Source organism: Streptomyces verrucosisporus, assembly GCF_017114865.1.
Lineage (GTDB): Bacteria > Actinomycetota > Actinomycetes > Streptomycetales > Streptomycetaceae > Streptomyces > Streptomyces fenghuangensis.
The window spans coordinates 422,051-447,370 of record NZ_JADEYH010000002.1; the positions used below are offsets into that span (position 1 = coordinate 422,051).

21 protein-coding genes and 1 pseudogene are annotated in these 25,320 nt (G+C 74.3%); 11 read left to right on the top strand and 11 right to left on the bottom strand.

Annotated features, from left to right (window positions below; all coding sequences use genetic code 11):
• From IQ279_RS04980 to IQ279_RS04990, 3 genes are all read right to left on the bottom strand, one after another.
• Entirely contained in the window at positions 1–237 is a 237-nt protein-coding gene (locus IQ279_RS04980) for a hypothetical protein (protein ID WP_206347042.1), read from the bottom strand.
• A 78-nt stretch (positions 238–315) separates the two neighbouring features.
• Positions 316–3,741 carry a S41 family peptidase gene (locus tag IQ279_RS04985; protein ID WP_206347043.1) on the bottom strand — a complete coding sequence of 1,142 codons (3,426 nt, stop codon included), beginning with the start codon at positions 3,739–3,741 and terminating at the stop codon, positions 316–318.
• A gap of 479 nt (positions 3,742–4,220) precedes the next feature.
• Positions 4,221–4,637, bottom strand: a complete 417-nt coding sequence (locus IQ279_RS04990; protein ID WP_206347044.1) for an SsgA family sporulation/cell division regulator — start codon at positions 4,635–4,637, stop codon at positions 4,221–4,223.
• Between the two features lie 378 nt (positions 4,638–5,015).
• On the opposite strand from IQ279_RS04990, the gene IQ279_RS04995 reads away from it, so the two are divergent.
• The 7 genes from IQ279_RS04995 to IQ279_RS05025 all read left to right on the top strand — a co-directional run bounded on the left by IQ279_RS04995 (position 5,016) and on the right by IQ279_RS05025 (position 11,243).
• Positions 5,016–6,212 (top strand): energy-coupling factor ABC transporter permease, encoded by a 1,197-nt coding sequence (locus IQ279_RS04995; protein ID WP_206347045.1) that lies wholly within the window; start codon positions 5,016–5,018, stop codon positions 6,210–6,212.
• A 1-nt stretch (position 6,213) separates the two neighbouring features.
• Positions 6,214–6,978 carry a cobalt ECF transporter T component CbiQ gene (gene cbiQ, locus IQ279_RS05000; protein WP_206347046.1) on the top strand — a complete coding sequence of 255 codons (765 nt, stop codon included), beginning with the start codon at positions 6,214–6,216 and terminating at the stop codon, positions 6,976–6,978.
• A gap of 38 nt (positions 6,979–7,016) precedes the next feature.
• Entirely contained in the window at positions 7,017–7,817 is an 801-nt protein-coding gene (locus tag IQ279_RS05005; RefSeq protein WP_307792205.1) for an energy-coupling factor ABC transporter ATP-binding protein, read from the top strand.
• Positions 7,818–7,893: 76 nt separating this feature from the next.
• Positions 7,894–9,078, top strand: a complete 1,185-nt coding sequence (locus tag IQ279_RS05010; protein WP_307792207.1) for a serine hydrolase domain-containing protein — start codon at positions 7,894–7,896, stop codon at positions 9,076–9,078.
• Between the two features lie 25 nt (positions 9,079–9,103).
• Complete coding sequence (locus IQ279_RS05015) at positions 9,104–9,913, top strand: SDR family NAD(P)-dependent oxidoreductase (protein WP_206347049.1); 810 nt, start codon at positions 9,104–9,106, stop codon at positions 9,911–9,913.
• A gap of 210 nt (positions 9,914–10,123) precedes the next feature.
• Positions 10,124–10,747, top strand: coding sequence for a hypothetical protein (locus tag IQ279_RS05020; protein ID WP_241027572.1), 624 nt, complete (start codon positions 10,124–10,126; stop codon positions 10,745–10,747).
• A 19-nt stretch (positions 10,748–10,766) separates the two neighbouring features.
• Positions 10,767–11,243, top strand: a complete 477-nt coding sequence (locus IQ279_RS05025; protein ID WP_307792208.1) for an NUDIX domain-containing protein — start codon at positions 10,767–10,769, stop codon at positions 11,241–11,243.
• Between the two features lie 284 nt (positions 11,244–11,527).
• On the opposite strand, the gene IQ279_RS05030 is transcribed toward IQ279_RS05025, so the two are convergent.
• From IQ279_RS05030 to rsmI, 6 genes and pseudogenes are all read right to left on the bottom strand, one after another.
• Positions 11,528–12,508 carry a 4-(cytidine 5'-diphospho)-2-C-methyl-D-erythritol kinase gene (locus tag IQ279_RS05030; protein ID WP_206347050.1) on the bottom strand — a complete coding sequence of 327 codons (981 nt, stop codon included), beginning with the start codon at positions 12,506–12,508 and terminating at the stop codon, positions 11,528–11,530.
• Positions 12,505–13,332 carry a 16S rRNA (adenine(1518)-N(6)/adenine(1519)-N(6))-dimethyltransferase RsmA gene (gene rsmA / locus IQ279_RS05035; RefSeq protein ID WP_307792229.1) on the bottom strand — a complete coding sequence of 276 codons (828 nt, stop codon included), beginning with the start codon at positions 13,330–13,332 and terminating at the stop codon, positions 12,505–12,507. The genes IQ279_RS05030 and rsmA overlap by 4 nt, the downstream gene beginning before the upstream one ends.
• An 83-nt stretch (positions 13,333–13,415) precedes the next feature.
• Complete coding sequence (locus tag IQ279_RS05040; RefSeq protein WP_307792209.1) at positions 13,416–14,957, bottom strand: resuscitation-promoting factor; 1,542 nt, start codon at positions 14,955–14,957, stop codon at positions 13,416–13,418.
• Between the two features lie 133 nt (positions 14,958–15,090).
• The gene (locus IQ279_RS05045) at positions 15,091–15,921 is read right to left on the bottom strand and encodes a TatD family hydrolase (RefSeq protein ID WP_206347052.1); all 831 of its coding nucleotides are present in this window, start codon (positions 15,919–15,921) and stop codon (positions 15,091–15,093) included.
• 72 nt (positions 15,922–15,993) lie between these two features.
• A pseudogene (locus IQ279_RS05050) lies at positions 15,994–16,245 on the bottom strand (hypothetical protein); the annotation flags it as partial.
• A 125-nt stretch (positions 16,246–16,370) separates the two neighbouring features.
• A complete protein-coding gene (gene rsmI / locus IQ279_RS05055; RefSeq protein ID WP_206347054.1) occupies positions 16,371–17,222 on the bottom strand; it encodes a 16S rRNA (cytidine(1402)-2'-O)-methyltransferase in 852 nt (283 codons plus the stop codon).
• Positions 17,223–17,316: 94 nt separating this feature from the next.
• Here rsmI and IQ279_RS05060 point away from each other — a divergent pair, with 94 nt between their 5' ends.
• On the top strand, positions 17,317–19,089 hold the full coding sequence (locus IQ279_RS05060) for a dolichyl-phosphate-mannose--protein mannosyltransferase (RefSeq protein WP_206347055.1): 1,773 nt from the start codon (positions 17,317–17,319) through the stop codon (positions 19,087–19,089).
• Positions 19,090–19,215: 126 nt separating this feature from the next.
• On the opposite strand, the gene IQ279_RS05065 is transcribed toward IQ279_RS05060, so the two are convergent.
• Together IQ279_RS05065 and IQ279_RS05070 are read right to left on the bottom strand one after the other, a co-directional pair.
• Entirely contained in the window at positions 19,216–19,587 is a 372-nt protein-coding gene (locus tag IQ279_RS05065) for a hypothetical protein (protein ID WP_206347056.1), read from the bottom strand.
• A 371-nt stretch (positions 19,588–19,958) separates the two neighbouring features.
• The gene (locus IQ279_RS05070; RefSeq protein ID WP_206347057.1) at positions 19,959–20,198 is read right to left on the bottom strand and encodes a hypothetical protein; all 240 of its coding nucleotides are present in this window, start codon (positions 20,196–20,198) and stop codon (positions 19,959–19,961) included.
• A 486-nt stretch (positions 20,199–20,684) separates the two neighbouring features.
• Between IQ279_RS05070 and IQ279_RS05075 the strand changes: the two genes are divergently transcribed.
• The 3 genes from IQ279_RS05075 (at position 20,685) to IQ279_RS05085 (ending at position 25,195) form a co-directional block, all read left to right on the top strand.
• Entirely contained in the window at positions 20,685–22,340 is a 1,656-nt protein-coding gene (locus tag IQ279_RS05075; RefSeq protein ID WP_206347058.1) for a penicillin-binding transpeptidase domain-containing protein, read from the top strand.
• 214 nt (positions 22,341–22,554) lie between these two features.
• Positions 22,555–23,205 carry a hypothetical protein gene (locus IQ279_RS05080; RefSeq protein ID WP_206347059.1) on the top strand — a complete coding sequence of 217 codons (651 nt, stop codon included), beginning with the start codon at positions 22,555–22,557 and terminating at the stop codon, positions 23,203–23,205.
• Positions 23,206–23,374: 169 nt separating this feature from the next.
• Complete coding sequence (locus tag IQ279_RS05085) at positions 23,375–25,195, top strand: ABC-F family ATP-binding cassette domain-containing protein (protein WP_206347060.1); 1,821 nt, start codon at positions 23,375–23,377, stop codon at positions 25,193–25,195.
• The last annotated feature ends 125 nt before the right edge of the window (positions 25,196–25,320 follow it).

Genomic DNA, 25,320 nt, shown 5'->3' on the forward strand with positions numbered 1-25,320 from the left:
CTACGCGCCCGGCCCGTCCTCCCCGCCGCGCTCCGCGCGGCCGTCCGGAGCCGGCTGCCAGGCGTCCTGTTCGCGGTCGCGGCCCGTGCGCCACGGGGGAGGGGCGCCGCCCTCGCGGGAGGCGCCCCGGGCGGCCCGGCGCCCGCCCCCGCGCTCCCCGGTCTCCCGGGCCTCCGCTGCCCCCTGGGCCTCCCGGGTCCTCCCGGAGTCGTCCGAGTGCTTGTCCGGCTTGCCCATACGTGCTCCCGGAACTCGTCGGAACGGTCGGTCACCACCAGGCTTGCACGCCCGCGCGGACCCCGCACACCGGGCGGATCACGGCCGCGGCGGCAGCGGGGGACGGCTGCGGTCGGGGACGTCGTCGTAGCCGGGCGGGGCGGCGGCCGGATGGCGTTCCAGCAGGTCCAGCGCGGTGCGCACGGCCGTCTCCAGCATCGGGTGGTGGTCCTCGGCCCAGTCCGTCGGGGTGCGCAGCACCTCGATGTCGGGCTCCACCCCGTGGTTCTCCACCGACCACTTGTACTCGTCGAACCACGCCGCGTTCATCGGCACGGTGATGACCGTGCCGTCGCCGAGCCGGTGGCGCCCCGTCATGCCGACCACCCCGCCCCAGGTGCGGGTGCCGACCACCGGGCCGATGCCCAGCAGCCGGAACGCGGCGGTGATCATGTCGCCGTCGGAGGCGGTGGCCTCGTCGGCCAGGGCCACTATCGGGCCGCGCGGGGCGTTGGAGGCGTAGCTGACCGGCTGGGAGTGGCGCACCAGGTCCCAGCCGAGGATGGTGCGGGTCAGCGCCTCGACGACCAGCTCGCTGATGTGGCCGCCCGCGTTGCCGCGCACGTCCACGATCAGCGCGGGCCGGGAGACCTCCATGCGCAGGTCGCGGTTGAACTGCGCCCAGCCGGAGCCGCCCATGTCCGGGATGTGCAGGTAGCCGCAACGACCGTCGCTGAGCCTGCGCACCACCGCGCGCCGCCGGCTCACCCAGTCCTGGTAGCGCAGCGGGCGCTCGTCGACGAGGGGGACGACGGCGACGCGGCGGGGGCGACGCGGCGCGGCGTCCGCGCCGTCGCCGGGGTCGGCGGTGAGGAAGGCCAGCTCGACGGTGGTGCCGCCGGCCGCGGCCAGCAGCGGGAACGGGCCGGCGTCCGGGTCCACCGGGCGACCGTCGACATGGGTGAGCACCGAGCCCTCGCGGATGCCGGAGCCGGCCAGCGGGGAACGGGCCCGGGAGTCGGAGGAGTCGCCCGGCAGAATGCGCTCCACTCGCCAGCGGCCCTCCCCGTCGCGGGTGAAGTCGGCGCCCAGCAGGCCGATCGGCCGCTGGTAGTGGGCCGGCCCCTCGTTGCGCCGGGCCGGCGAGACGTACGCGTGCGAGGTGCCCAGCTCGCCCACCGTCTCGCGCAGCAGGTCGGCGAACTCGTCCGGCGAGGCGACCCGTTCGACCAGCGGGCGGTACTGGTCCAGGATCGCGTCCCAGTCCACGCCGGACATGCCCGGGTCCCAGAAGTACGAGCGCATGATCCGGCCCGCCTCGTCGAACGCCTGCCGCCACTCGGCGCGCGGATCGGCGTCGTGCAGGATGCGGCGCAGGTCGAGGTGGGTGGTGGAGTCGGCGTCGGCGTGCTCGCCTGCGGGCACGGCCCGCAGGTCGCCGTCGTCGTTGACCACCAGGCGGGTGCCGTCGCCGCTGACCGCGAACCAGTCGATGTCGCCGGTCAGTTCGGTTCGCTTGGCCTTGACCAGGTCGAAGTGCTCCAGGGTGGGGCGGCCGGAGGTGTCGGCCGGATTGGCGAAGGTCTCGCCCAGCGCCCCGGAGATCGGCCAGCGCAGCCAGACCAGCCCGCCGCCGCCGACCGGATGGAGCGAGGAGTACTTCGAGGCCGCCACGGGGAAGGGCGTGACGCGGCTGGCCAGCCCCTCGGCCTCCACCAGCACCGTCCCCTCCTCCCCGGCCGCCTCGCCGAGGGCGTCCGGATCCAGGCCGCCGGCCGCCGGGCGGCCCTCGGGGGAGAGGGCGAACGGCGAGGGCGTGGCCGAGGACAGCGGCACCAGGTACGGGCGGCAGCCCAGCGGGAAGGACAGGTCGCCGGTGTGCACGTCGTACACCGGGTCGAAGCCACGCCAGGACAGGAAGGCGAGATAGCGGCCGTCACGGGTGAAGACGGGCTGCTCGTCCTCGAAACGGCCCTCGGTGACGTCCAGGATGGTGCGGTCGGACAGCCGGGCGATCCGGATGCGGGTGAGCGCGCCGTCGGTGCCGGGGTGGGCCCAGGCCAGCCACTGGGAGTCGGGGGAGAAGGCGAGGTGGCGGACGGGGCCGTTGACGGAGCGGACCAGTTCGGCGACACCGGCGGCTTCCTCGGCTTCCGCGGTTTTCCCGGCTTCCGCGGCTTCGGAGTTCCCAGTGGCCGCGGCGGTTCCGGTTCCGGCGGTCCCGGGCGTCTCACCGCCCTCGCCCTCCTCCCCGGCGTCCACCAGCAGCAGCCGCCCGTCGTGCGAGGCGACGGCCAGGGTGGCGCCGTCCGGGGAGGCGATCAGCTCGTGCACCCGCCCCAGCCGGCCCGCGGCCGTCCGCACCGGCTCGCGGGCGCCGGTGGCCCGCGGCAGGTCGGCGATCTCCACCGCGTCCTCGCCCTCGGCGTCGGTGACGTAGGCGATCCGGCCGGTGGAACCGAGCATCTCCGGCAGCCGCACCCGCACCCCTGGGGTGTCGGCGATCACCCGCGCCGGGCCGTCGCGGTGGGTGAGCCAGTACAGGCTGCCGCGCACCCCCACCGCGCTGGCGCGTCCGGTGGTGTCCACGGCCAGGGAGTTCACATGGCCCGCGGCCGACACCTGGTAGACGCGGCGCCCGGCGCGTGGCCCCGCCAGCCGCACCGGCAGCCGGCGCGGATTCGCCTGCGGCGAGAAGTCGTCCACCAGCCACAGCTCGCCCGCGCACTGGTACACCACGCGCTCGCCGTCGGTGGAGGCGTGGCGGGCGTAGAAGTCGGCGTGGTCGGTGTGGCGGCGCAGACCGGTGCCGTCGGGCAGGCAGGAGTAGAGGTTGCCCACCCCCTCGTGGTCGGAGAGGAACGCGATCCGGCCGCCGACGATCATCGGGCAGTCCAGATGCCCGTACAGCTCGGGCACCAGGCGCTCGCCCTCCAGCCACAGCCGCCCCATCGCGCCGCCGCGGTAGCGCTTCCAGGAAGCCGGCTCGTGCGGCGGGGTGCCGGTCAGCAGCAGGGTGCGCCGCTTTCCGTCCAGGTCGGCGACGGCGAGGTCCGACACCGGGCCCCAGGGCAGCTTCTCGCCCGGACCGCCGCCGGCCGGCAGACGGTGGGCCCAGGCGAAGTGCGAGAACGGCTGGCCGTGCGAGGCCACGGCCAGGATGTCCCCCTCGGGCGTCCAGCCGCGGACCTGGGTGTCCACCGCGCCCCAGTACGTCAGCTGCCGCGACGGTCCGCCGTCGACCGGCGTCAGGTGCACCTCGGGGTCCAGGCTGCGCCAGTTCGTGTAAGCGATGTGGCGGCCGTCCGGAGAGAAGCGCGGGTGCCCGAGGCGGGTGCGGTCCACCGTCAGGCGCCAGGCGCGCGGCGGCCGGGCTGCCCCGGGCGCGAGCGGGGCGATCCACAGGTCGTCCTCGGCGGTGAAACAGAGCAGTTCGCCGTGGAGGTGCGGAAACCTGAGGTACGCCCCGGAGGAGTCCGGGGAGGAGGGGACGGGGGTGCCTGGGGGGCCGGAGGTCGCGGTCATCCCTCCCATGGTCGGCAGCCGGGCGGCGGGCGGCAACTCCTGGGGGCGGCGCGGCGGCCGGCGGTCCGGGTCTCACCGGCGGGGCGGGCGTCCGGCCGGCCGGGGCCGGTGCGGGCCGCTGTCCGTGTCGGGCCGCGGGCTCGGGAGGGCTCGGGAGGGATCTGGGGACCGGGAGAGGCCCGGGGCCTCGGGCCGGGCCGGTCGGTACCGGCGGTCGTGTGCACGGGCGGGCGGCTCGGTCCCTGCCGCGTGCGGGGCTCCGCGGGCCCTGCGCGGCTCCGCGCGCTCCGCGTCGTGGGACTGCTGTGTGTCGCTGTGTGTCGCCGTGTGCCGCCCGGGGCCCGTGTGCGGCTCTGTGCGGCCCTGCGGGACGTGCTGTTCCTTCTGTTCCTTCTGTTCCTTCTGCGGGGTCCTGCGGTCCTCGCTCCGCCCGTCTCCCGGCGCCTGCTTGCCGAAGCGCCGGACGCGCGGCCGCCGCCTCAGCCCAGCAGGGAGGTCAGCCCGCGCTCCAGGTCCAGTTCCAGGTGCTCGGAGCCGTCCGGCACCACGCCGTACGTGCCGTGCAGGAAGTGCAGCAGACCGGTGGTGTCGAACTCGATCACCGCGACCCCCTCGGGCGCGCGCAGCTCGATGACCGTCCGCTCGGGCCGCTCGGGGCCGGACGGCCGGATGTGCACGTCCCCGAGGCCCACCGCGGCCCGCAGCCCGTCCTCCAGCAGTTCGCGGGAGAACACCCAGACGACCTCCTGCCCGTCCAGGGAGACGTCGGGTGGGAAGACCAGGCTGACGGCGAAGGGATCGTGGCGGTCGTAGCGCAGCCCGACGGTCACCTCGCGGGTGACCGAGGGGACGGTGATCAGACGTGCCTGGACGCTGTGGTCGACGACTGCGCGCATGGGGTTGCTCCTTTTCCGGGGGCCTTTTCTCCTACGACCCCGCCAGAGCGTTTTCATGACGGCATACCGCAGGTAATCGATGTGAGTTCCGCAACAGTTTGGTGAAGATCCGACATTGGTGCCGTCTTCCCCCGGAGCGGGCAAGTATCCCGATCCACCGGCAACCGGGCGGGCTGGAAACGCTGGGTCTCCCCGCCTGTCGCACTGCGTCACACCTGCCCGTCGCACCCCTCGCATCCGTTCACCGGCGACTCGGGCGCTCTTGCGAAGAGGTTGCAACTACTCCTTACCATCGAGGTCTGGAGCCGCCCGTCCCTCCGTGTCCCTCCGGCCACGGGGCCGCGGCAGCCGCGGAAGCCCGAGAAGCGGAGTCCTGCCATGCATGTGCCCGACGGTTTTCTCAACGCCCCGGTCTCGGTGGCCACCGGTGCCGTCGCCGCGGCCGCCGTGGCGGTCAGCCTGCGCGGCGCCCGCCGCGAACTGGCGGGCGCCGCCGACCACCACGGAGCGGAGCGCACCGCGCCACTGGCCGGCCTCGTGGCGGCCTTCGTCTTCGCCGTGCAGATGCTCAACTTCCCCGTGGGCGCGGGCACCAGCGGCCATCTGATGGGCGGGGCGCTGGCGGCGATACTCGTCGGCCCCTACACCGGGGTGCTCGCCCTCTCCGTCGTCCTGCTGATGCAGGCCCTGCTCTTCGCCGACGGCGGCCTCACCGCGCTGGGCACCAACATCACCCTGATCGGCGTCGTCACCGTCGTCGTCTCCTACGCCGTCTTCCGCGCCCTGGTACGGGTCCTGCCGCGCCGCCGCGGCTCGGTCACCGCCGCCGCCTTCGTCTCCGCGCTGCTCTCCGTACCGGCCGCCGCCGCCGTCTTCACCGGCCTGTACGTGCTCGGCGGCACCGCCGAGGTCCCCCTGGGCAAGGTCCTCACCGCGATGCTCGGCGTCCACACCCTGATCGGCGTCGGCGAGGCGCTGATCACCACCGCCACCGTCGGCGCCGTCCTGGCCGTCCGCCCGGACCTGGTGTACGCCGCCCGCGGACTCGCCCGCCCCCTCGTCCTGCGCAGCGGCCCGGTCGCCACCCCCGGCTCCGGTCCCGTCCCTCGGGCCACCACCACCGCCGCCACCACGTCCACCGCCGCCGGGCCCGCCGCGGCACCCGCGCCCGCCGCGCGCCCCGCCTCCACCCGGAAGGTCTGGGCGGGCGGACTGGCCGCCACCCTCCTGTGCGCCGGCGTCGTCAGCTTCTACGCCTCCGCGGCCCCCGACGGCCTGGAGAAGGTCGCCGGCGAGTACGGCATCTCCTCCCAGGAGGAGGAGCACGGCCTGGCCGACTCCCCGCTCGCCGACTACGGCATCGCCTCCGTCACCGACGAGCGCCTCTCCGGCGGACTGGCCGGCGTCATCGGCGCCGGCACGACACTGGTCGCCGGCACCGGCGTCCTCGTCGTCGTGACCCGCCGCAGGAACGCCAGGGCGGCCGCGGAGGCGGCCCCCGCACCGGCCGCGGACGGAAGCACCGGCCGCGCGGGCGGCGGCGATGCCGGCCGCACCCCCGCCGGGAACGCCTGAGATGGGCGCCGGACACGCCCACCGCCTCTACCGCCACGGGCACTCGCCCGTGCACCGCCTCCCCGCCCACACCAAGATCGCGGCCGTCCTCGCCTTCGTCCTCACCGTCGTCGCCACCCCGCGCGAGGCGACGTGGGCCTTCGGCGCCTACGCGCTGCTGCTGGCCGCCGTCGCCGCGCTCTCCCGCGTCCCCGCCCGCCACCTGCTGACGCGCATGCTGATCGAGGTGCCCTTCGTCGCCCTCGCGGTGCTGATGCCCTTCGTCGCGGAGGGGCCGTACGTGGAGGTGCTGGGCATGTCGCTGAGCGAGTCCGGTCTGTGGGGCGCCTGGAACGTCCTGGCCAAGGGCACCCTCGGCGTCGCCGCCTCCGTCCTGCTGGCCTCCACCACCGAACTGCGCGAGATCCTGCTCGGCCTCCAGCGGCTGCGCATGCCGCCGCTGCTGGTGCAGATCGCCTCCTTCATGATCCGCTACGGCGACGTGATCGCCGACGAGATGCGCCGGATGCGCCTGGCCCGCGTCTCGCGCGGCTTCACCGCCCGCGGAGTGAGGCAGTGGGGCGTGCTCGCCAAGACCGCCGGGGCGCTGTTCATCCGCACCTACGAGCGCGGCGAACGCGTCCACCTGGCCATGGTCAGCCGCGGCTACACCGGCACCGTGCCCACCGCCGACGAGACGGCCGCCACCCGCGCCCAGTGGTCCTTCGCCGCCGCCCTCCCGCTCGCCGCGCTCGCGGTCTGCCTGATGGGATGGTGGACGCTGTGACGGCGACCGACCCGCGAGACGAACCACCGAACGAGCCTGTGAACGACCCGCGAACCGACCCGCGAGGCGAACCCGCACCACCTCCCTCCCTGGATGTCTCCGGTCTCGCCTACGCCTATCCCGACGGCCACCAGGCCCTCTTCGGCGTCGACCTCACGGTGGCGCGCGGCGAGCGCGTCGCGCTGCTCGGACCCAACGGCGCCGGCAAGACCACCCTCGTGCTCCACCTCAACGGCATCCTCACCGGCGGCGCGGGAAGCGTCACCGTGGCCGGACTGCGGGTGGACCCCTCGGACCGGGCCGCCCTGGCCGAGGTCCGCCGCCGCGTCGGCATCGTCTTCCAGGACCCGGACGACCAGCTGTTCATGCCCACCGTCCGCGAGGACGTCGCCTTCGGACCCGCCAACACCGGGCTGCGCGGCGCCGAACTGGCGGCCCGGGTGCACGAGGCGCTGGCCCTGGTCGGGATGGAGGAGTACGCCGACCGCCCCCCGCACCACCTCTCCTTCGGCCAGCGGCGCCGGGTGGCGGTGGCCACCGTGCTGGCCATGCGGCCGGAGATCCTCGTCCTGGACGAGCCCTCCTCCAACCTCGACCCCGCCTCCCGCCGCGAACTGGCCGGCATCCTGCGGTCGCTGGACGTCACCGTGCTCATGGTGACCCACGACCTGCCCTACGCCCTGGAGCTGTGCCCCCGCTCGGTCGTCCTCGGCGAGGGCGTCATCGCCGCCGACGGCCCCACCCGGGACCTGCTGTGCGACGAGGCGCTGATGCGCGCCCACCGCCTGGAGCTGCCCTTCGGATTCGACCCCCGGTCGGTGCCGCCGCCGCACGCGTAGCACCATGTACGGCGGCACACATCGGTGCACACATCGGCACACGCATCACCTTTCGACCGGCGGGAGCACGAAGACAGTGGTGGACGTCCAGGGCACGGTGGCGGACGGCTACGAGCCGGTCCGCGACGCCTTCCGCGCCAACCTGACCGAGCGCGGCGACCGGGGCGCGGCCGTGGCCGTCTACCGGGACGGGCACAAGGTCGCCGACCTGTGGGGCGGCCTGGCCGACCCCCGCGGGCAGGAGCCCTGGACCGAGGGCACCGCCCAGGTCGTCCGCTCGGTCACCAAGGGCCCGGCCGCCGCCGTCCTCCACCTGCTGCACCAGCGCGGACGCCTGGACCTGGACGCGCCGGTGGGCACCTACTGGCCGGAGTTCAAGGCGGCGGGCAAGGAGCGCGTACCGGTGCGCCACCTGCTCACCCACCGCGCCGGACTGCCCGTCCTGGACACGCCCCTGAGCCCGGAGCAGGCGCTCGACGGCGTCCTTGGCCCGCGCGCCGTCGCCGCCCAGGAGCCCGCCTGGGAGCCGGGCACCGCCCACGGCTACCACGCGCAGACCTACAGCTGGCTGCTGGGCGAGCTGGTGCGGCGGGTCACCGGGCGGAGCCTGGGCCGCTGGTTCGCCGAGGAGGTGGCCGCACCGCTCGGCCTCGACCTGTGGATCGGACTGCCCGCCGACCAGGCGCACCGGGTGGGCCGGATCGCCGAGGTGGAGGCCCCGCCCGCGCCCGCCTCCGCCGGGCTGCGGGTGCGCCCCAAGCGCGAGGTCGCCGACGCCTGGCGCGACCCGCACTCCCTCACCCGCCGCGCCTTCGGCGCCATCGACCCGCAGCCCGACGAGAACGACCCCGCCTACCGGGCCGCCGAGCTCGCCGCCTCCTCCGGCGTGGCCACCGCCCGCTCCCTGGCGCGCTTCTACGCGGCGCTCATCGGCGACCTCGGCGACGGCACCCGCCGACTGTACGCCCCCGCCACCCTCACCCAGGCGCGTACCGAGGAGTCGGCCGGACCCGACCGCGTCCTGCTGGTCGCCACCCGCTTCGGTCTGGGCTACATGCTCCATGGGCCGTCCTCGCCGATGCTGGGCCCCGGCTCCTTCGGCCACTCCGGCCGCGGTGGCTCACTGGCCTTCGCCGACCCCGAGACGGGCCTGGCCTTCGCCTACGTCACCAACTCCCTCCAGAAGTCGGTCACCTCCGACCCGCGCGCCCAGGCCCTGGTGCGCGCGCTGAGGAAGGCCGCGGCGCACGGGGACGGGTGACCGGCCCGGCGCCTACCCTGGCCCGATGCAGCGGTTCGAGGAACGCCTGAAGGGCTACGCGGTACTGGTCACGGGCGCCGGGCGGGGCATCGGCGCGGCGGTCTGCCGGCGGCTGGCCGCCGAGGGTGCCCGGGTGCTGGCCACCGACGTCGACGGCGAGAGCGCCGAACGCACGGCCCGGGAGGTGGCCGAGGCGGGCGGACAGGCCACCCACACCGTCTGCGACGTGGGCGACGACGGCTCGGTGCGGGCGGCCGTCGCCCACGCGGTGGAGCGGTTCGGCGGCCTGGACGTCCTGGTCAACAACGCCTACGGCATCCAGTCCGAGCCGCCGCTCTTCGAGGACCTGGCGGAGGAGGAGTGGCAGCGGGGCCTGGACCTCACCCTCACCGGCGCGTTCCGCTGCGTCCGCGCCGCCCTGCCCCACCTGGCCGCCGCCCCCGGCCGGCGCGGGGCCGTCGTCAGCGTCGGCTCCGTCAACGGCGAGCGCGACTTCGGCGGGCACGCCTACAGCGCGGCCAAGGCGGGGCTGGCCTCGCTGACCCGCACCCTGGCCGGGCACGCCGCCCCGCGCGGCGTACGGGTCAACCTGGTCGCGCCGGGGACGGTCGCCACCCGGGCGTGGGAGGGCCGCGACGAGGTGCTGGAGCGCGCGGCCCGGGAGTACCCGCTGGGCCGGGTGGGCCGCCCCGAGGACATCGCCGCGGCCGTCGCCTTCCTCGCCTCGGCCGACGCGTCCTGGATCACCGGCCTGACCCTCCCCGTCGACGGCGGGCTGCTGGTCTCCAACCTCGGGCTGCGCCGCGCGCTCGGCGGGGAGGAGCCGCCCGGCTGAGGGGGTCGCGCGGAGCCGTGGTGTTCCGGCCACGCCGACGGAGCGGAGTTTTCCGTTCCGCGCCTCCGGCCACAGCGGTTGTAGGGGTGGCGAGGCCCCGCACGCGGCATGCCGACGGGCTGTTCACCGCCCTGCTGTCGCATCACCAGGCACCAGTGCAGCTGCTCCAGGTGGAACACGCACGCCCGGCACGCCCGGATCTCGACGTCGATGCCGTGTGCGCTGACCGTGCCGATCGGTGCGACCTCCGTGCCGGTGCGGTCGCAGCGGAAGCACGTCCCGGCCGCCCACGCGAACCGCTCCCACAGCGCGAGCGGCTTCACGCAACCGGAGCTGGGCGGCGCACCCCCCGACTATCTGTCGGTGTACGGCACACTCTTCCTCGTCGGCGCCATGGCCGCGGCGCGGGCGGAGGACCGGGCGACGACACGGGCCTTCCTCCAGGAGGCGGACGAGGCCGCACGAAGGCTCGGAACGGACGCCAACCACATGTGGACCGCCTTCGGACCGACCAATGTGGCCATCCACCGCGTGGCCACGGCCGGGGAACTCGGTGACGTACAGGTCGCCGCAGACCTCGGACAGCGGATCGACACCCGCAGGATGCCGGTCGAGCGACGGGTACGGCACAGTCTCGAAGTCGCCCGCGCGCTGAGTGCGTGGAACCGCACCGACGAAGCTTTGGCCAAACTGCTGGAAGCCGAACAGGACGCCCCCGAGCAGATCCGCCACCACTACATGAGCCGTGAACTGGTCGTCGGCTGGGTGCGTGGCACCCGGGGCCGGCCCTCCCAGCCCGTGGCCGAACTGGCCCGGAGGCTTCGCATCGTCTGAAGTGGCTAGGGTCCACGGTGTGAGCGACAACGAACACGAGGCCAAGATGGCGCGTCCACGTATGGCGGCGGGGGCGCTCTTCTTCGACGACACCGACCGGGTCCTGCTGGTCGAACCGACGTACAAGGACTACCTCGACATCCCCGGCGGCTACGTCGAACGAGGCGAGTCGCCGCTGCGGGCCTGCGTACGTGAGGTCCACGAGGAACTGGGCATCTCACCTCCCATCGGACGACTGCTGGTCGTGGACTGGGCACCGGGCCCCGGAGAGGGAGACAAGGTTCTCTACCTCTTCGACGGCGGGGCCCTGAGCGCCGAAGACCGCGAGCGGATCGAACTGCAGGCGGAAGAGCTGCGCGACTACGGCTTCTACCGTGCGGAGCGGGTTCCCGAGTTGACCATCCCGCGCCTTGCGCGGCGCGTCGCCGCCGGTATTCAAGCCCGAGCGGACAGAGGAACCGTCTACCTGGAACATGGCTCTCAGCCCGTGCGCTGACAAGACCTGAGACCTCTCAGGCACGGGCTCGCTCTATTCCCGGCGCCCCGGCGTTCCACCGGCAGCAGGCCCGCGGCCGTCATGGCCACCGCCGCCGGGGCGGTGAGGGGGACGGCGATCAGCGGTGCGGAAGCGGCCCTCCAGCAGGCCGCCGAAGCCGGTGCGCAGGCGTCCGGGCCCCGGGGGTCGCTGTGGTCCGCATACGCGCAGCCCGGCGCGCAACGCCGCCGGCCCGGCAGGGCGGAGGCGCTCAAAGGCCCTGCCGGGGAAGTGCGTCGCGGTACTCAGGCCGCCGGACGGACCACCGTGGCGCCCGGCGCCGGGCTCGTGGCGGTGTGGGCGGTTCGGCAGACGCCCGAGGCGCGCAGGGCGAAGGCGATGTCCGAGGCAGCCGCCGCGTCCTCGGCCAGGAAGGCGCAGGTCGGTCCGGAGCCGGAGACCAGGGCGGCCAGCGCGCCCGCCCGGGTGCCCACCGCCAGGGTGTCGTCCAGGGAGGGCAGCAGGGAGACGGCGGCGGGCTGGAGGTCGTTGGACAGCTGCCCGGCCAGCTCGGCCGCGTCCCCGGCGCGCAGCGCGGCCAGCAGCGCGGGGGAGGCCTCGGGCGCGGGTACGGCGTCCACGCCCGCGCCGCCGCCGCGCACCTCGCGCAGCCGGTCGCACTCGCGGTAGACGGCCGGGGTGGACAGCCCGCCCTCGGCGACGGCGAACACCCAGTGGAGGACGCCGCCCACCTCCAGCGGCGTCAGCAGCTCGCCACGGCCCCGGCCCAGCGCCGCGCCGCCGACCAGGGAGAAGGGCACGTCCGAGCCCAACTCCGCGCAGATCCCAAGAAGTTCCTCGCGCGAGGCGCCCGTGCCCCACAGCGCGTCGCAGGCCAGCAGCGCGCCCGCCGCGTCCGCGCTGCCGCCGGCCATGCCGCCGGCCACGGGGATCTCCTTGCTGATGTGCAGATGGACGTCCGGCACGAGGCCGTACCGCGCGGCGAGCGCGTCGGCGGCGCGGACGGCCAGATTGGTGCGGTCCAGCGGCACCTGGTCGGTGTCCGGTCCGGAGCAGGTCACACGCGGGCCCTCGCCGGGGGCCGTGGCGGTGGCGGTGACCTCGTCGTACAGGCCGACGGCCAGGAAGACGTTGGCCAGGTCGTGGAAGCCGTCCGGCCGCAGCCCGCCGACCGCGAGCTGCACGTTGACCTTGGCGGGTACGCGTACGGTGACCGGCGCGGCGGTACGGGCGGTGTCCGGGCCGGCCGTCTGTGCGGTGCTCATGTGCTGGTGGTGCCCTTCCGCTCCGCGATGGCCGCGAAGTCCTCGATCGTCAGTGACTCCCCCCGGGCGCGGGGGTCGGTCCCCGCGGCCGTCAGCGCCGCCTCGGCCGCCGCGGCCGAGCCCGCCCAGCCCGCCAGCGCCGCGCGCAGCGTCTTGCGGCGCTGGGCGAAGGCGGCGTCCACCACGGCGAAGACCTCCCGCCGGGTGGCACTGGTGCGCGGCGGCTCGCGCCGGGTCAGCGACACCAGCCCGGAGTCCACGTTGGGCGCGGGCCAGAAGACGTTGCGCCCGATGGCCCCGGCCCGCCGCACCTCCGCGTACCAGGCGGCCTTCACCGACGGCACCCCGTAGACCTTGGAGCCCGGCTCGGCCGCGAGCCGGTCGGCGACCTCGGCCTGGACCATCACCAGGCCGTGCTCGATCGACGGGAACGTCGCCAGCATGTGCAGCAGGACGGGTACGGCGACGTTGTAGGGAAGGTTGGCGACCAGCGCGGTGGGCTCGGGGCCGGGCAGTTCGGTGACGCGCATCGCGTCGCGGTGGACGAGCGCGAAGCGGTCGGACCGGCCGGGCAGCCGGGCTGAGACGGTCGCGGGCAGCGCGGCCGCCAGCACGTCGTCGATCTCCACCGCCGTCACCCAGGAGGCCTCCTGGAGCAGGGCCAGCGTCAGCGACCCCAGCCCCGGGCCGACCTCGACCACCACGTCCTCGGGCGTCACCCGCGCGGTCCGCACGATCCGGCGGACGGTGTTGGCGTCGATGACGAAGTTCTGGCCGCGCTGCTTGGTGGGGCGCACCCCCAGCGCGGCGGCCAGCTCGCGGATGTCGGCGGGGCCGAGGAGGGCGTCGGCACCGGCACCGGCACCGGCACCGGCGTCGGGGGAGGGGGAGGGGGAGGGGGCTGAGCTCACCGGTGCAGTTTACGGCCGCACACCGGCCAGGGACTCGCGCCCTTCTGCACGTACAGCTTCTTCGCCCGGTAGGTCTGCTCGGCCGGGGGAGCGTCCTGCGGGCGGCCCTCCCCGCCCAGGGAGCGCCAGGTGCGGGTGTCGAACTGGTAGAGCCCGCCGTGGCCGCCGGGGCCCACCGCGTCCGGGCGGCCGCCGGACTCGCAGCGGGCCAGGGCCTCCCAGTCCAGGCCGTCGGCGCCCCGCACCGAGGAGGGCGGCTCGGCGGTGCCCACGCGCACGATCTGCGGCCTGGGCGCGCGCACCACCGCCGTCCCGGTCAGGCGGGGCCGCTGCCGCACCCCGTCGACCGTGCGCACCTCGTAGGTCAGCCGGCGCAGCCCCGGCAGACCCGTCCGCTCCACCACCTCGGCGCCGCGGAACAGGGACGGGTCCGCGCGCCGCTCGGTGGTGTACGGGATGGGTTCGTCGCGCACCCGCTCGGTCTCGGTGATGCGCAGCACGGTGACGGTCTGGCCGTCGCGGGGGAAGGAGTCCGGGTCCACCGAGGCGCGGTCCGCGCCGCGCAGTTCGACGCCCGCGTCCGCCAGCGCCCCGCGCACGGTCGCGGCGTTGGTGCGGACGGTGTGCTCGCGTCCGTCGGCGAGGACGGTCACGCTCCGCTCGGTCCACACGGTCAGCGCCATGCCGTCGCGCCCGATGCGCCGGTCGCGGGGCACCGACACTCGCGCCCCCTCCGGGCGCACCCCGATCCCGCGCAGTGCCGCCTCCACGGTGGCCGCGGTGGTCCACACCCGCCGGGGGCGGCCGTCGAGGGTGAGGGTCAGCGGGCGGCCGTAGCGGACGGTGACGCTGTCGCCGTGGGAGAGGGGCTCGCCGGGTGCGGGGGAGACGGCGTCGTGCGCGCCGACGGACACGCCCTCGTCAGCCAGGAGCTCGGAGACGTCGTCGGCGAAGGTGTGGAGGGTGCGCGGCCCGTCCTCGCCCTCCACCGACAGGCTGACGGCCTTGTCGTCCACGACGAAGGCGCAGGTGCCGCCCGCCAGGAAGGCGACGACGAGGGCCTGCGGCAGCAGGCGGCGCAGGGCCTCGGGGCGCTGGGCGGCCTTCCGCTCCCGCGCGGCCCGGCGGGCGGCGGCCCGGCCGCCGGCCGTGCCGTGCGCGGGGGCGCCCGCCGGGATGTCCGCGGGGCCGTCCCCGCTGCCGCCGGTGTGCTGCCGGGGCAGCCACGGGGCGGGGCCGAAAGCCCCGGAGTGCCCGGAGTACCCGGGGGGCTCCGGGTGGTGCGCCGGGGGTTCCGGGAGCGGGGGCGGGGGCGGACCGTACGCGCCGAGGTCCTCGTACTCGCCGTACGGCGCGCCGTGGAGCTCGTACGAGGGCCGGTATGTGTCGTACGGGTCCCGTTCGCACTCCGGCCCGCCGTACCCCTGGCCGCGGTACTCCCACGAGTCCCACGGCCGGTACGGCTCCCACGGCTGCTGCCGCGGCGGCGCGGAGGGGTACGCGTACTCGTACTGCTGGATCCCCTGCGGATGGCTCACGACGTACTCCCAAGCGGTCCTGGTGGCGGGCCGGGACCCTAGCGGAGTATCGGGCACTCTCCCAAGTCGTACGACTACCCTACGTTGCGAAAGGCGGGCCGCCGCGCCGCGGGCACCAGCCGCCGCACGCCCCTCAGTAGCCGAACGCGCGGGCCGTGTTGGCCGCGACGTGCTCCGCGAGAACGTCCTCGTCCAGCCCCTTGACCTCGGCCATCGCGCGCAGCGTGTACGGGATCATGTACGGCGCGTTGGGGCGCCCGCGGTACGGGGCCGGGGTGAGGAACGGCGCGTCGGTCTCCACCAGCAGCAGCTCCGGCGGGGCGGCGTCCAGCGCCTCGCGCAGCGGCCACGCGTTCTTGAAGGTGACGTTGCCGGCGAAGGACATGAACCAGCCGTTCGCGGCGCACACCCGGGCCATCCCGGCGTCGCCGGAGAAGCAGTGGAAGACCGTGCGCTCGGGCGCGCCCTCCTCCCGGAGGACGCGCAGCACGTCCTCGTGGGCGTCCCGGTCGTGGATCACCAGGGCCTTGCCCAGCCGCTTGGCGGTCTCGATGTGGCGGCGGAAGGAGTACCGCTGGGCCTCCCGCCCCTCCTCGCCCGTCCGGAAGTGGTCCAGGCCACTCTCGCCGACGGCCAGCACCTCCGGCCGCGCGGCCAGCCCGGCGATCTCCTCCAGGGCGGCGTCCAGCGCCTCGCGGCCCCCCTCCCGCTCCAGTCGCGGCGCCTCGTTGGGGTGCAGCGCGACGGCGGCCCACACCGAGTCGTGTTCGGCGGCCACCCGCGCCGACCAGCGGGAACGCTCCAGGTCGCAGCCGACCTGCACCAGGGTCGTCACGCCCACCTCGGCGGCCGCGGCGACGGTTTGGGCGACCGTGGCGTCCTGCATGTCGATATGGGTGTGCGAGTCGGCGACCGGCACGTTCAGCGGTACGGGCGGCGGCGCGGGCTGCGCGGACTTCTCCATGGGCGCGATCCTAGGACGCCCGGCCGGGCCGACCGCCACCTGCCCGTCCGCCGTCCGCCGTCACCTTCGCGGCAGGGCCCGCTCCGCCTCGTACACCCGCCCCGCCCGCATGATTCGCACCACGTGCGACTCGCAGTTCGGGCAGACCGGGCGCGTCAGCGGCGACGGCACCCGCCCCCCGTCCGCCGGGTCGTGGTAGGTGACGAAGGGGTGTCCGTCGCGGTCGGTGTGGTGCCGTATCCCGTACGCCCGCTCCCAGCCGTGGCCGCAGCGCAGGCAGGCGAAGGAGTACTCCTCGCGGGTGGTCGTCTCCCGGGGGTCCATGTGAACCTCCTTCCGGTTCTCCTTCCTACCAGTGGACTCCTTCCCGGCCGGAAACGCACGATTCCGCCCGCCCGTCCCCGTCTCGCCCCTTTCCGGCCCGGGCTCCCGCCCGCCGCCCGGACGGTTCAGGCCGTTCCCGCGTTCTTCGCCGCGACCACCGCGTCGAAGACCTCCCGCTTGGGCAGCCCCGCCTCGCGCGCCACCTCCGCGATGGCCTCCTTGCGGCGCTCCCCGGCGGCCTCGCGCACCGCCACCCGGCGCACCAGCTCGGCGGCGTCCACCGCGCCGGGCGCCTCGGCGGGCGCGCCCTCGACCACGACGGTGATCTCGCCCCGCACGCCCTCCTCCGCCCAGGCGGCCAGCTCGCCCAGCGTGCCGCGCCGCACCTCCTCGTAGGTCTTGGTCAGCTCCCGGCACACCGCGGCCCGGCGGTCGGCGCCGAAGGCCTCGGCCATGGCGGCCAGCGCGGCGGCCAGCCGGTGCGGGGCCTCGAAGTAGACCAGCGTGCGGCGCTCCCCGGCGGCCTCGCGCAGCCGCCCCAGCCGCTCGCCCGCCTTGCGCGGCAGGAAGCCCTCGAAGCAGAACCGGTCCACCGGCAACCCCGACAGCGCCAGCGCGGTCAGCACGGCGGACGGACCGGGCACGGCCGTGACCCTGATCCCGCGCTCGACGGCGGCGGCCACCAGCCGGTAGCCGGGGTCGGAGACCGACGGCATCCCCGCGTCCGTGACCAGCAGCACCCGGGAGCCCTCCGACAGCGCGTCGGCCAGCTCCGGGGTGCGCGCGGCCTCGTTGCCCTCGAAGTACGACACCACCCGGCCGGAGATCCGCACCCCCAGCGCCTGGGTGAGCCGCCGCAGCCGCCGGGTGTCCTCGGCGGCGACGATGTCGGCCTCCTCCAGCTCGGCCGCGAGCCGGGGCGGTGCGTCGGCGGTGTCGCCGATGGGTGTGCCTGCCAGTACGAGTGTTCCGCTCACCCCGCCATCCTCGCAGCTCCGGCGGGGGCCGGGGTCGGCGCGGGGCCGCCCGTCCGCCGGTGCGCGGCACCGCGCGGAAGGGCCGTTCCCTACGATGGCCCGCGTGACCAGTGACACCGCGACTCAGGCCCGGCACGGGGAGCCCGTCGGGGAGCAGGCCCCGGCGTGGCGCGGGCGGCTGCGGCGCTACGGATACGCCCCGCCGCCCCGGGCGGGCGTGCGGGAGCGGCTGGTGCCGCCGTACCCGGAGCCCGGCCGCGGCCGGGTGTGGGGACTGTTCGGACTGGACGGGGACGACGCGCGGCTGCTGGGCCGCCGGGCGGCGTGGGGCGGCCCGCTCCTCGTCGCGCTCCTCGCCGGCCTCCTGCGCTTCTGGAACCTCGGCTCGCCGCACGCGGTGATATTCGACGAGACCTACTACGCCAAGGACGCCTGGGCTCTGTACCGGCTCGGCTACGAGGGCACCTGGCCCGACGGCGCCAACGACACCATCCTCGACAACCCCGCGGCGGCCCCGCTGAGCGAGGCCGCCGCGTACGTGGTGCACCCGCCCGTGGGCAAGTGGATCATCGCCATGGGCGAGGCGGCGTTCGGCCTGACGCCGTTCGGCTGGCGCTTCATGATGGCGGTGCTCGGCACGCTGTCGGTGCTGATGGTCTGCCGCATCGGGCGCCGGCTGCTGCGCTCCACCGCCCTGGGCTGCCTGGCGGGACTCCTGCTGGCCGTGGACGGCCTGCACCTGGTGATGAGCCGCACCGCGCTGCTCGACCTGGTGCTGATGTTCTTCGTGCTGGCGGCCTTCGGCTGCCTGCTGGTCGACCGCGACCAAGCCCGCGCCCGGCTCGCCGCGGCCCTGCCGCCGGACGGACGGCCCGACGCGGACACCGGCGACCGGCTGGGCCTGGGCGCGCGCCCCTGGCGGCTGGCGGCCGGTCTCTGCCTGGGACTGGCCTGCGCCACCAAGTGGAGCGGCCTGTACGTCCTGGTCGCCTTCGGGATCCTGACGGTCCTGTGGGACGCCGCCTCCCGGCGCACCGCCGGGGCCCGGCGCCCCCGCCTGTCGATGCTGCGCCGGGACGCCGCCCCCGCCTTCCTCTCCCTGGTGCCGGTCGCGGTCGCCGTCTACGTGGCCTCCTGGGCGGGCTGGTTCGCGGGCCGGGGCGGCTACTTCCGCACCTGGGCGGAGGGACGCCGGGGCCTGTCGCCGGAGTCGCTGCCCATCCCCTTCACCGGTCTGAAGCTGCCCCTGCCCCAGTTCGACATGACCTGGGTCCCGGCCCCGCTGCGCAGCCTGTGGCACTACGAGAGCGAGGTCTACAGCTTCCACGTGGGGCTGACCTCCGAGCACACCTACCAGTCCCACCCCTGGAGCTGGCTGGTGACCGCCCGCCCGGTGTCGTACTTCTACGAGTCCTCCGACCGGGGCGAGGGCGGCTGTACGGCGGAGGGCGGCTGCGCCCGCGAGGTGCTCGCTCTGGGTACCCCGCTGCTGTGGTGGGCGGCCTGCTTCGCGCTGCTGTACTGCCTGTACCGCTGGGTGCTGCGGCGCGACTGGCGCGCGGGCGCGATCCTGTGCGGGGTGGCGGCGGGCTGGCTGCCGTGGTTCCTGTACCAGGAGCGCACGATCTTCTACTTCTACGCGGTCGTCTTCGTGCCGTTCCTGTGTCTGGCGCTGGCGATGATGATCGGGGCGGTCCTCGGACCGCCGGGCTCCACCGAGCGGCGGCGGGCGGCAGGCGCGGTGGGCGCGGGGGTGCTCGTGCTGCTGATCGTGTGGAACTTCGTCTACTTCCACCCGCTCTACACCGGGGTGCAGATCCCCAAGGACGCCTGGCAGTCCCGTATGTGGCTGGACACCTGGATCTGAGCCGGACTCCCGAGCCGGAGCCCCGGGAGTCCGGGCAGAACACGGCCCCGGTGAAAAGCGGCGCCGCCCGCCGGTGAGACCGGCGGGCGGCGTTCCGAGGCGGTCCGACGCGAGGCGTCAGTCGCTTCAGTGCTTCTTGACGGCGTTCTTGTTCTCGTTCTCGTTCTCGCCCTCCTGCTTCTGGCCCTGGCCCTGCTTGGCCTCCTGGCCCTGGCCCTGACCCTGAGCCTGCTCCTGCTTCGGAGAGACGTGGATGTCGGACTCCTTCTCGACCTTCACGACCTTCTTGATCTCGACCTCCTCCTTGGAGTTCCGAGAGCAGTCGAGGTTGTTGATGTCGCTCGACAGGATCGGGAGGTTCACGACCTCCAGGTTCGGGCAGGGCAGGATCTGCGCGTTGTTCTCGAACTTGGCCTCACCGGCGTGGGCGCTGGCGGCCCCACCCGCGATGGCCATGGCGGCGGCGAAAGAAACGACGAGCGTCTTCTTCAGCATCATGCTGTCTTGTCTCCTTGACGAGAGAAGGAAGGTTCCGATGTCCCCGGCCGCCGCCGAGCGGCCGGATAACCGGTTTCCGGATTGCGGCCGAAGTTCGGCCGGCTCACCGGAAAGGCGGGAGTTGCCCCCACGTCGGCGACATTAACCCACCGAATCCCCGATTGCGCGCTTCCGTGTTTCTGCGTGTCCCGCGGAAAGCAGGGCCTGGGCGTCGCCGATAGGCGCACCACCTGGGCTTATGTGCTGACACTGCGCCAAGCGGGTGTTGTTTTCGGTTATATGCCGCGAGCGTGTCATGGAAAGGCGAAAGGCCGCCCCGGTGTGCCGGGGCGGCCTTTCGACAGTGGTGCGCCGGTGGTCCGGTCGGCTCCTCAGTCCCTGAAGGACTCGTAGGAGGAGACCTTCTTCGACTCCACGTGGGTGACGGAGCAGTCGAGGTTGTTGATGTCCGCCGACGCGATCGGGACGTTCAGCAGCTCCAGGTTGACGCAGGGCAGGATCTGCGCGTTGTTCTGGAACTTCGGGCCGTCGTTGGCCTGGGAGACGCCGGCTCCGCCGATCACCAGGGCGGCGGCGGAAAGCGCGACGGCGGCGGTCCGCTTCATCTTCATGACATGTACCTCCAATGTACGAAGCCGCTTCACGGGCTTGCGTGCGTAATGCTAGGAACTGGCGAGCCGAGTACACGGTAAGCCTTGCCGCGCGCCGCACTTATATTTTCTGCTCCATACGTGTCACGGGCCCGAGCCGCCGGATGCGGCTCGGGCCCGTGGCGTTAATTGCCGGAAGGAGGATCGGCCTTCTGATTCGCAGTGACAACGACTGCGAGGAGCGTTGGTTGTGCTTCCGGAAGAGTGAACCGGGCGAGGCGGGGCACACCGGCGGGCAATCAGAACGCCTTTATTGTTGTCCATATTCGGAAAAGCACACTAATAATTCCCGTGGTGGACGGAGAATTCCTGCGGCCGTTTCACGGAGCCGCACCGGGCACCGGTGCGGACGCCTGGCCCCGATCCGTGCCGCCCACGTGCCCTAGGGTTCTTCGCACGGCCCCCGGCGGTGTCGGTCCGGGGCAGGGGCGGAGATTCGGGAGACTCATGCGTGACGGTCGGAAGGTGGCGGTGATCGGGGCGGTCCTCACCGCCGTGGTCGGAGCCGCCGGGTTCGGGGCGTACACCCTGATCGGGGACGGCGGCGCGGCCGGCGGCGAGAGCGGGCAGGACGTGGCCTTCTCCGACGGCCGGACCGGCGAACCGGCGGCCGAGACGGGCCCGCCCTCGGCCGAGGAGGTCCGCGAGACCGCCGCAGGGTTCCTGAGGGCCTGGCAGGAGGGGGAGGCCGCGGAGGCCGCCGCGCTGACCGACGACGAGGCCGCCGCGGCCAAGGCCCTGGCCGGCTTCCGGAAGGACGCCCGGGTGTCGGGCGTGCGCCTGGAACCGGGCACCGCCGCGGGCGCCGACGTCCCGTTCACGGTGAAGGCCGAGGTGCGGTACGACAAGGAGGAGAAGCCCGCCTCCTGGACGTACGAGTCGGAGCTGACGGTCGTACGGGACGACGACAGCGGCGAACCCGTCGTCGACTGGGAGGCGTCCGTCCTCCACCCCGAACTCGAGAGCGGCCAGAAGCTGGAGACCGCCGAGGCCGGGGCACCGCCCGTCAAGGCCCTGGACCGCAACGGCGCCGAGCTGACGGCCGAGGAGTACCCCGAACTGGCCGCGACCCTGACCGACCTGCGCAAGCGCTTCGGTGACAGGACCGACGGGAAGCCCGGCTTCGAGACCCGGATCGCCGACGCCGCCGGCAAGGAGGTCAAGACGCTCAGGCAGCTCAGCAAGGGCACCCCGGGCGAGCTGAGGACCACACTGGACGCCGAGGTGCAGAAGGCCGCCGTCCAGGCCATCGCCGGCAAGCCCAAGGCGTCGGTCGTCGCCCTGAAGGCCAGCACGGGCGAGATCCTGGCGGTCGCCAACACCCCGGCGCAGGGGTTCAACACCGCTCTCAAGGGCTCCCTGGCCCCCGGTTCCACGATGAAGATCGTCACCGCGTCGATGCTCATCGAGAAGGGCCTGGCCTCCAGCGCGAAGCAGCACCCCTGCCCCAAGTACTTCACCCACGGCGGGTGGAGGTTCCAGAACCTCGACAAGTTCGAGATCAACGGCGGCACCTTCGCGCAGTCCTTCGCCGCCTCCTGCAACACCGCCTTCATCAGCCAGGCCGGCGAGCTGTCGGACGACGACCTCACCAAGCAGGCCCGCGACGTCTTCGGCATCGGGCTGAACTGGCAGGTCGGCACCGCGACCTTCGACGGCTCGGTGCCCGTGCAGTCCGACGCGCAGATGGCCGCCTCGCTGATCGGGCAGGGCGGGGTCAGGGCGAACCCGCTGATCATGGCCTCGGTGTCGGCGACGGTGAAGAGCGGCGTCTTCCGCCAGCCGTACATCGTCTCGCCCGAGGTGGACGGCCGCGGCCTGGCCAAGGCCCCGCGCACCCTCTCCCCGGCCGTCTCCCGGGAACTGCGCTCGCTGATGCGGCTGACGGCCACCAGCGGCTCGGCGGCCGAGGCCATGGCCGGCACCGGCGGCGACTTCGGCGCGAAGACCGGCTCGGCCGAGGTGGACGGCCAGGAGAAGCCCAACGCCTGGTTCACCGCCTACCGGGGCGACATGGCCGCCGCGGCGGTCGTCCCCGCCTCCGGCCACGGCGGCACGAACGCGGGCCCGGTCGTCCGCCAGGTGCTCAACTCCGTCGGCTGACCCCGCCCTTCGGCACCCGTACGGCCCGCGCGGGACGGCATCGCGCGGGCCGTACCCGTCCCGGGGAGGAGGTCTGACGGGACTCCGGGCGGGGCGGCGCGTGAACTCTGTGTGACGGACACCTCCCCGAAGCCGTCGCGGAACGATACGGTACGGCCCCGAAACGCAAGGCCGACGCCGCGTGAGAAGGCGGCTTCGGAAGAAGGGGGGGCCCGTGCCCACTGACTACGCGTGCCAGGCGGCGGCCGAACAGGCCGCCCGCGGCATCGCGCCCGTACGGGCGCTTCTGCTGCCCGCCCAGCGATCCGCTCCTGCGCAGCAGGAAGAGGTCCCGGTCGTCATCCGGTCGTTCATGGGCCCCGGTGCGGGCGGCAGGCCGCCCGCACCGGAGGACTCCGCGCCGCGCGTCGAGCCCGTCGGCGCCCCCATGGGCGCCGCGGTCCTGCTGAGCTTCCTCGACGGCCTGCGGGCGGACCTGAGCGGTGCGCTGGTCGACTGGTACTCCTCGATCTCCGCGCAACTCCCCGTGACGCTGGGCGCGCCGGACGCGGAGCCGTCGGAGCGGAGCCCGGCGCGGCTGCCGAACGGCTGGCAGTCCCTGGCCGATCTGCAGAGCAACGCCCAGGACGTGCTGACCGTCCTGTCGAGCCGGCCGCGCGACGGCCGGCAGGTCGGGCCCGCGGAGCTGAGCTGGCGGCTGGCCCTGCTGGAGGACGCGTTCTCCGGTGCGCTGCGCCGGATGGGCGTCCCGGAGCAGCCGGCGGCGGACTGCGCCGCCGAGCTGGCGACCGCCACCGGCTCGCTGTTCGGCCTCAACCGGCCGACCCCGCGCTCGGCCCCGGCCCAGCACAGCCCGTCGTACTGAGCCGGCGGCCTCCGCGGGGCGCCCGCGGCGGCTGCGCGGGGCCGCGGCCGGTGGTGCGGTCGGCGTGGGGCGGGCATGAGCGTGCCCACCCGGGCTGCGACTAGGCTGAGAGGCTGACCAGCCCACCCGAAGACCACACCAGCCCGGCGCGCCGGGCAGCGGGAGCCCCATGGCCACGAACCTCGTCAATCTGGAAGCCGTCGGCAAGGTGTACGGCACCCGTGCGCTGCTGGACGGCGTCTCCCTCGGCGTCAGCGAGGGAGACCGGATCGGCGTCGTCGGGCGCAACGGCGACGGCAAGACCACCCTCGTGCGCATCCTGGCGAAGCTGGAGCCCGCCGACGACGGCCGGGTCACCCACACCGGCGGGCTGCGGCCGGGAGTACTCACCCAGCACGACTCGCTCGACCCGGCCGCCACCGTCCGGCACGAGGTCATCGGCGACATGGCCGACCACGAGTGGGCCGGGAACGCCCGCGTCCGCGACATCCTCACCGGACTCTTCGGCGGCCTGGACATGCCCGGCTTCCCGCAGGGCCTGGACACCGTCATCGGCCCGCTGTCCGGCGGCGAGCGGCGGCGCATCGCGCTGGCGAAGCTGCTCATCGCCGAGCAGGACCTGATCGTGCTGGACGAGCCCACCAACCACCTCGACGTCGAGGGCATCGCCTGGCTCGCCGGGCACCTGCGCGCCCGGCGCTCGGCGCTGGTCTGCGTCACCCACGACCGCTGGTTCCTGGACCAGGTGTGCACGCGGATGTGGGACGTGCAGCGCGGCACCGTCCACGAGTACGAGGGCGGCTACAGCGACTACGTCTTCGCCCGCGCCGAGCGCGAGCGCATCGCGGCCACCGAGGAGGCCAAGCGGCAGAACCTGGTCCGCAAGGAGCTGGCCTGGCTGCGGCGCGGCGCCCCGGCCCGCACCAGCAAGCCCCGCTTCCGCGTCGAGGCCGCCAACGAGCTGATCGCCGACGTGCCGCCGCCGCGCGACAGCGCCGAGCTGATGAAGTTCGCGAACTCCCGGCTGGGCAAAACCGTCTTCGACCTGGAGGACGTGACGGTCCAGGCCGGGCCCAAGGTGCTGCTCAAGCACCTGACCTGGCAGCTCGGCCCCGGCGACCGGATCGGCCTGGTCGGCGTCAACGGCGCCGGCAAGACCTCGCTGCTGCGGGCGCTGGCGGACGCGGCGTACAGTGGCGGCGAGAAGCAGCCGGCCGCCGGCCGGATCAAGGTCGGCAGGACGGTGCGGCTGGCGTACCTCTCCCAGGAGGTCGCCGAGCTCGACCCCGCCTGGCGCGTGCTGGAGGCCGTGGAACGGGTGCGCTCGCGCGTCGATCTGGGCAAGGGGCGCGAGATGAGCGCCTCCCAGCTGTGCGAGCGCTTCGGCTTCGGCAAGGACAAGCAGTGGACGCCCGTCGGGGACCTCTCCGGCGGCGAGCGCCGCAGGCTCCAGATCCTGCGGCTGCTGATGGACGAGCCGAACGTGCTGTTCATGGACGAGCCGACCAACGACCTGGACATCGAGACCCTGACCCAGCTCGAGGACCTGCTCGACGGCTGGCCCGGCTCACTGGTCGTCATCTCCCACGACCGCTACTTCGTCGAGCGGACCACGGACCGGGTGCACGCGCTGCTGGGCGACGGCACGCTGCGGATGCTGCCGCGCGGGCTGGACGAGTACCTGGAGCGCCGCGAGCGGCTGCGGCAGGCCACCACCGCGCCCGGCGCCCCGGCCGCGGCTCCGGCGGGGCAGGCGGCCCGGCCCGCCGCCAAGTCCGCCGCCCTCTCGCGTGCGGCGCAGAAGGAGTTGCAGCGCATCGAGCGCAGGCTGGAGCGGATCGAGGAGCGCCAGACGGCGCTGCACGCCGAGATGGCCGAGCACGCCACCGACTTCGAGAAGGTCGCCGGGCTCGACGCCGAGCTGCGCGAACTAGCCGATGAGCGCGACGACTTGGAGACGCGCTGGTTGGAACTGGCCGAGGAGGGCTGACCGGAGGCGAAAGGGGAGGCCCCGGCGGACGATAACGGCCAGGTCGCGGGCCGGTCTCACCTGATGGCCCGGAGCGGGAACCGGAGGCGGCTTCACGGGTGTCCGGTGATAGAAAGAATTTCCTT

What these genes read in the sequence shown, in the direction of transcription:
- IQ279_RS05045 (WP_206347052.1), bottom strand. Translation starts at nt 15,921, where the DNA reads ATGGAGAAGTCCGCGCAGCCCGCGCCGCCGCCCGTACCGCTGAACGTG.
- cbiQ (WP_206347046.1), top strand. Translation starts at nt 6,214, where the DNA reads ATGGGCGCCGGACACGCCCACCGCCTCTACCGCCACGGGCACTCGCCC.
- IQ279_RS05030 (WP_206347050.1), bottom strand. Translation starts at nt 12,508, where the DNA reads ATGAGCACCGCACAGACGGCCGGCCCGGACACCGCCCGTACCGCCGCG.
- IQ279_RS05020 (WP_241027572.1), top strand. Translation starts at nt 10,124, where the DNA reads ATGCCGTGTGCGCTGACCGTGCCGATCGGTGCGACCTCCGTGCCGGTG.
- IQ279_RS05015 (WP_206347049.1), top strand. Translation starts at nt 9,104, where the DNA reads ATGCAGCGGTTCGAGGAACGCCTGAAGGGCTACGCGGTACTGGTCACG.
- IQ279_RS05075 (WP_206347058.1), top strand. Translation starts at nt 20,685, where the DNA reads ATGCGTGACGGTCGGAAGGTGGCGGTGATCGGGGCGGTCCTCACCGCC.
- IQ279_RS04995 (WP_206347045.1), top strand. Translation starts at nt 5,016, where the DNA reads ATGCATGTGCCCGACGGTTTTCTCAACGCCCCGGTCTCGGTGGCCACC.
- IQ279_RS05070 (WP_206347057.1), bottom strand. Translation starts at nt 20,198, where the DNA reads ATGAAGATGAAGCGGACCGCCGCCGTCGCGCTTTCCGCCGCCGCCCTG.
- IQ279_RS05085 (WP_206347060.1), top strand. Translation starts at nt 23,375, where the DNA reads ATGGCCACGAACCTCGTCAATCTGGAAGCCGTCGGCAAGGTGTACGGC.
- IQ279_RS04985 (WP_206347043.1), bottom strand. Translation starts at nt 3,741, where the DNA reads ATGACCGCGACCTCCGGCCCCCCAGGCACCCCCGTCCCCTCCTCCCCG.
- IQ279_RS05060 (WP_206347055.1), top strand. Translation starts at nt 17,317, where the DNA reads ATGGCCCGCGTGACCAGTGACACCGCGACTCAGGCCCGGCACGGGGAG.
- IQ279_RS04990 (WP_206347044.1), bottom strand. Translation starts at nt 4,637, where the DNA reads ATGCGCGCAGTCGTCGACCACAGCGTCCAGGCACGTCTGATCACCGTC.
- IQ279_RS04980 (WP_206347042.1), bottom strand. Translation starts at nt 237, where the DNA reads ATGGGCAAGCCGGACAAGCACTCGGACGACTCCGGGAGGACCCGGGAG.
- IQ279_RS05065 (WP_206347056.1), bottom strand. Translation starts at nt 19,587, where the DNA reads ATGATGCTGAAGAAGACGCTCGTCGTTTCTTTCGCCGCCGCCATGGCC.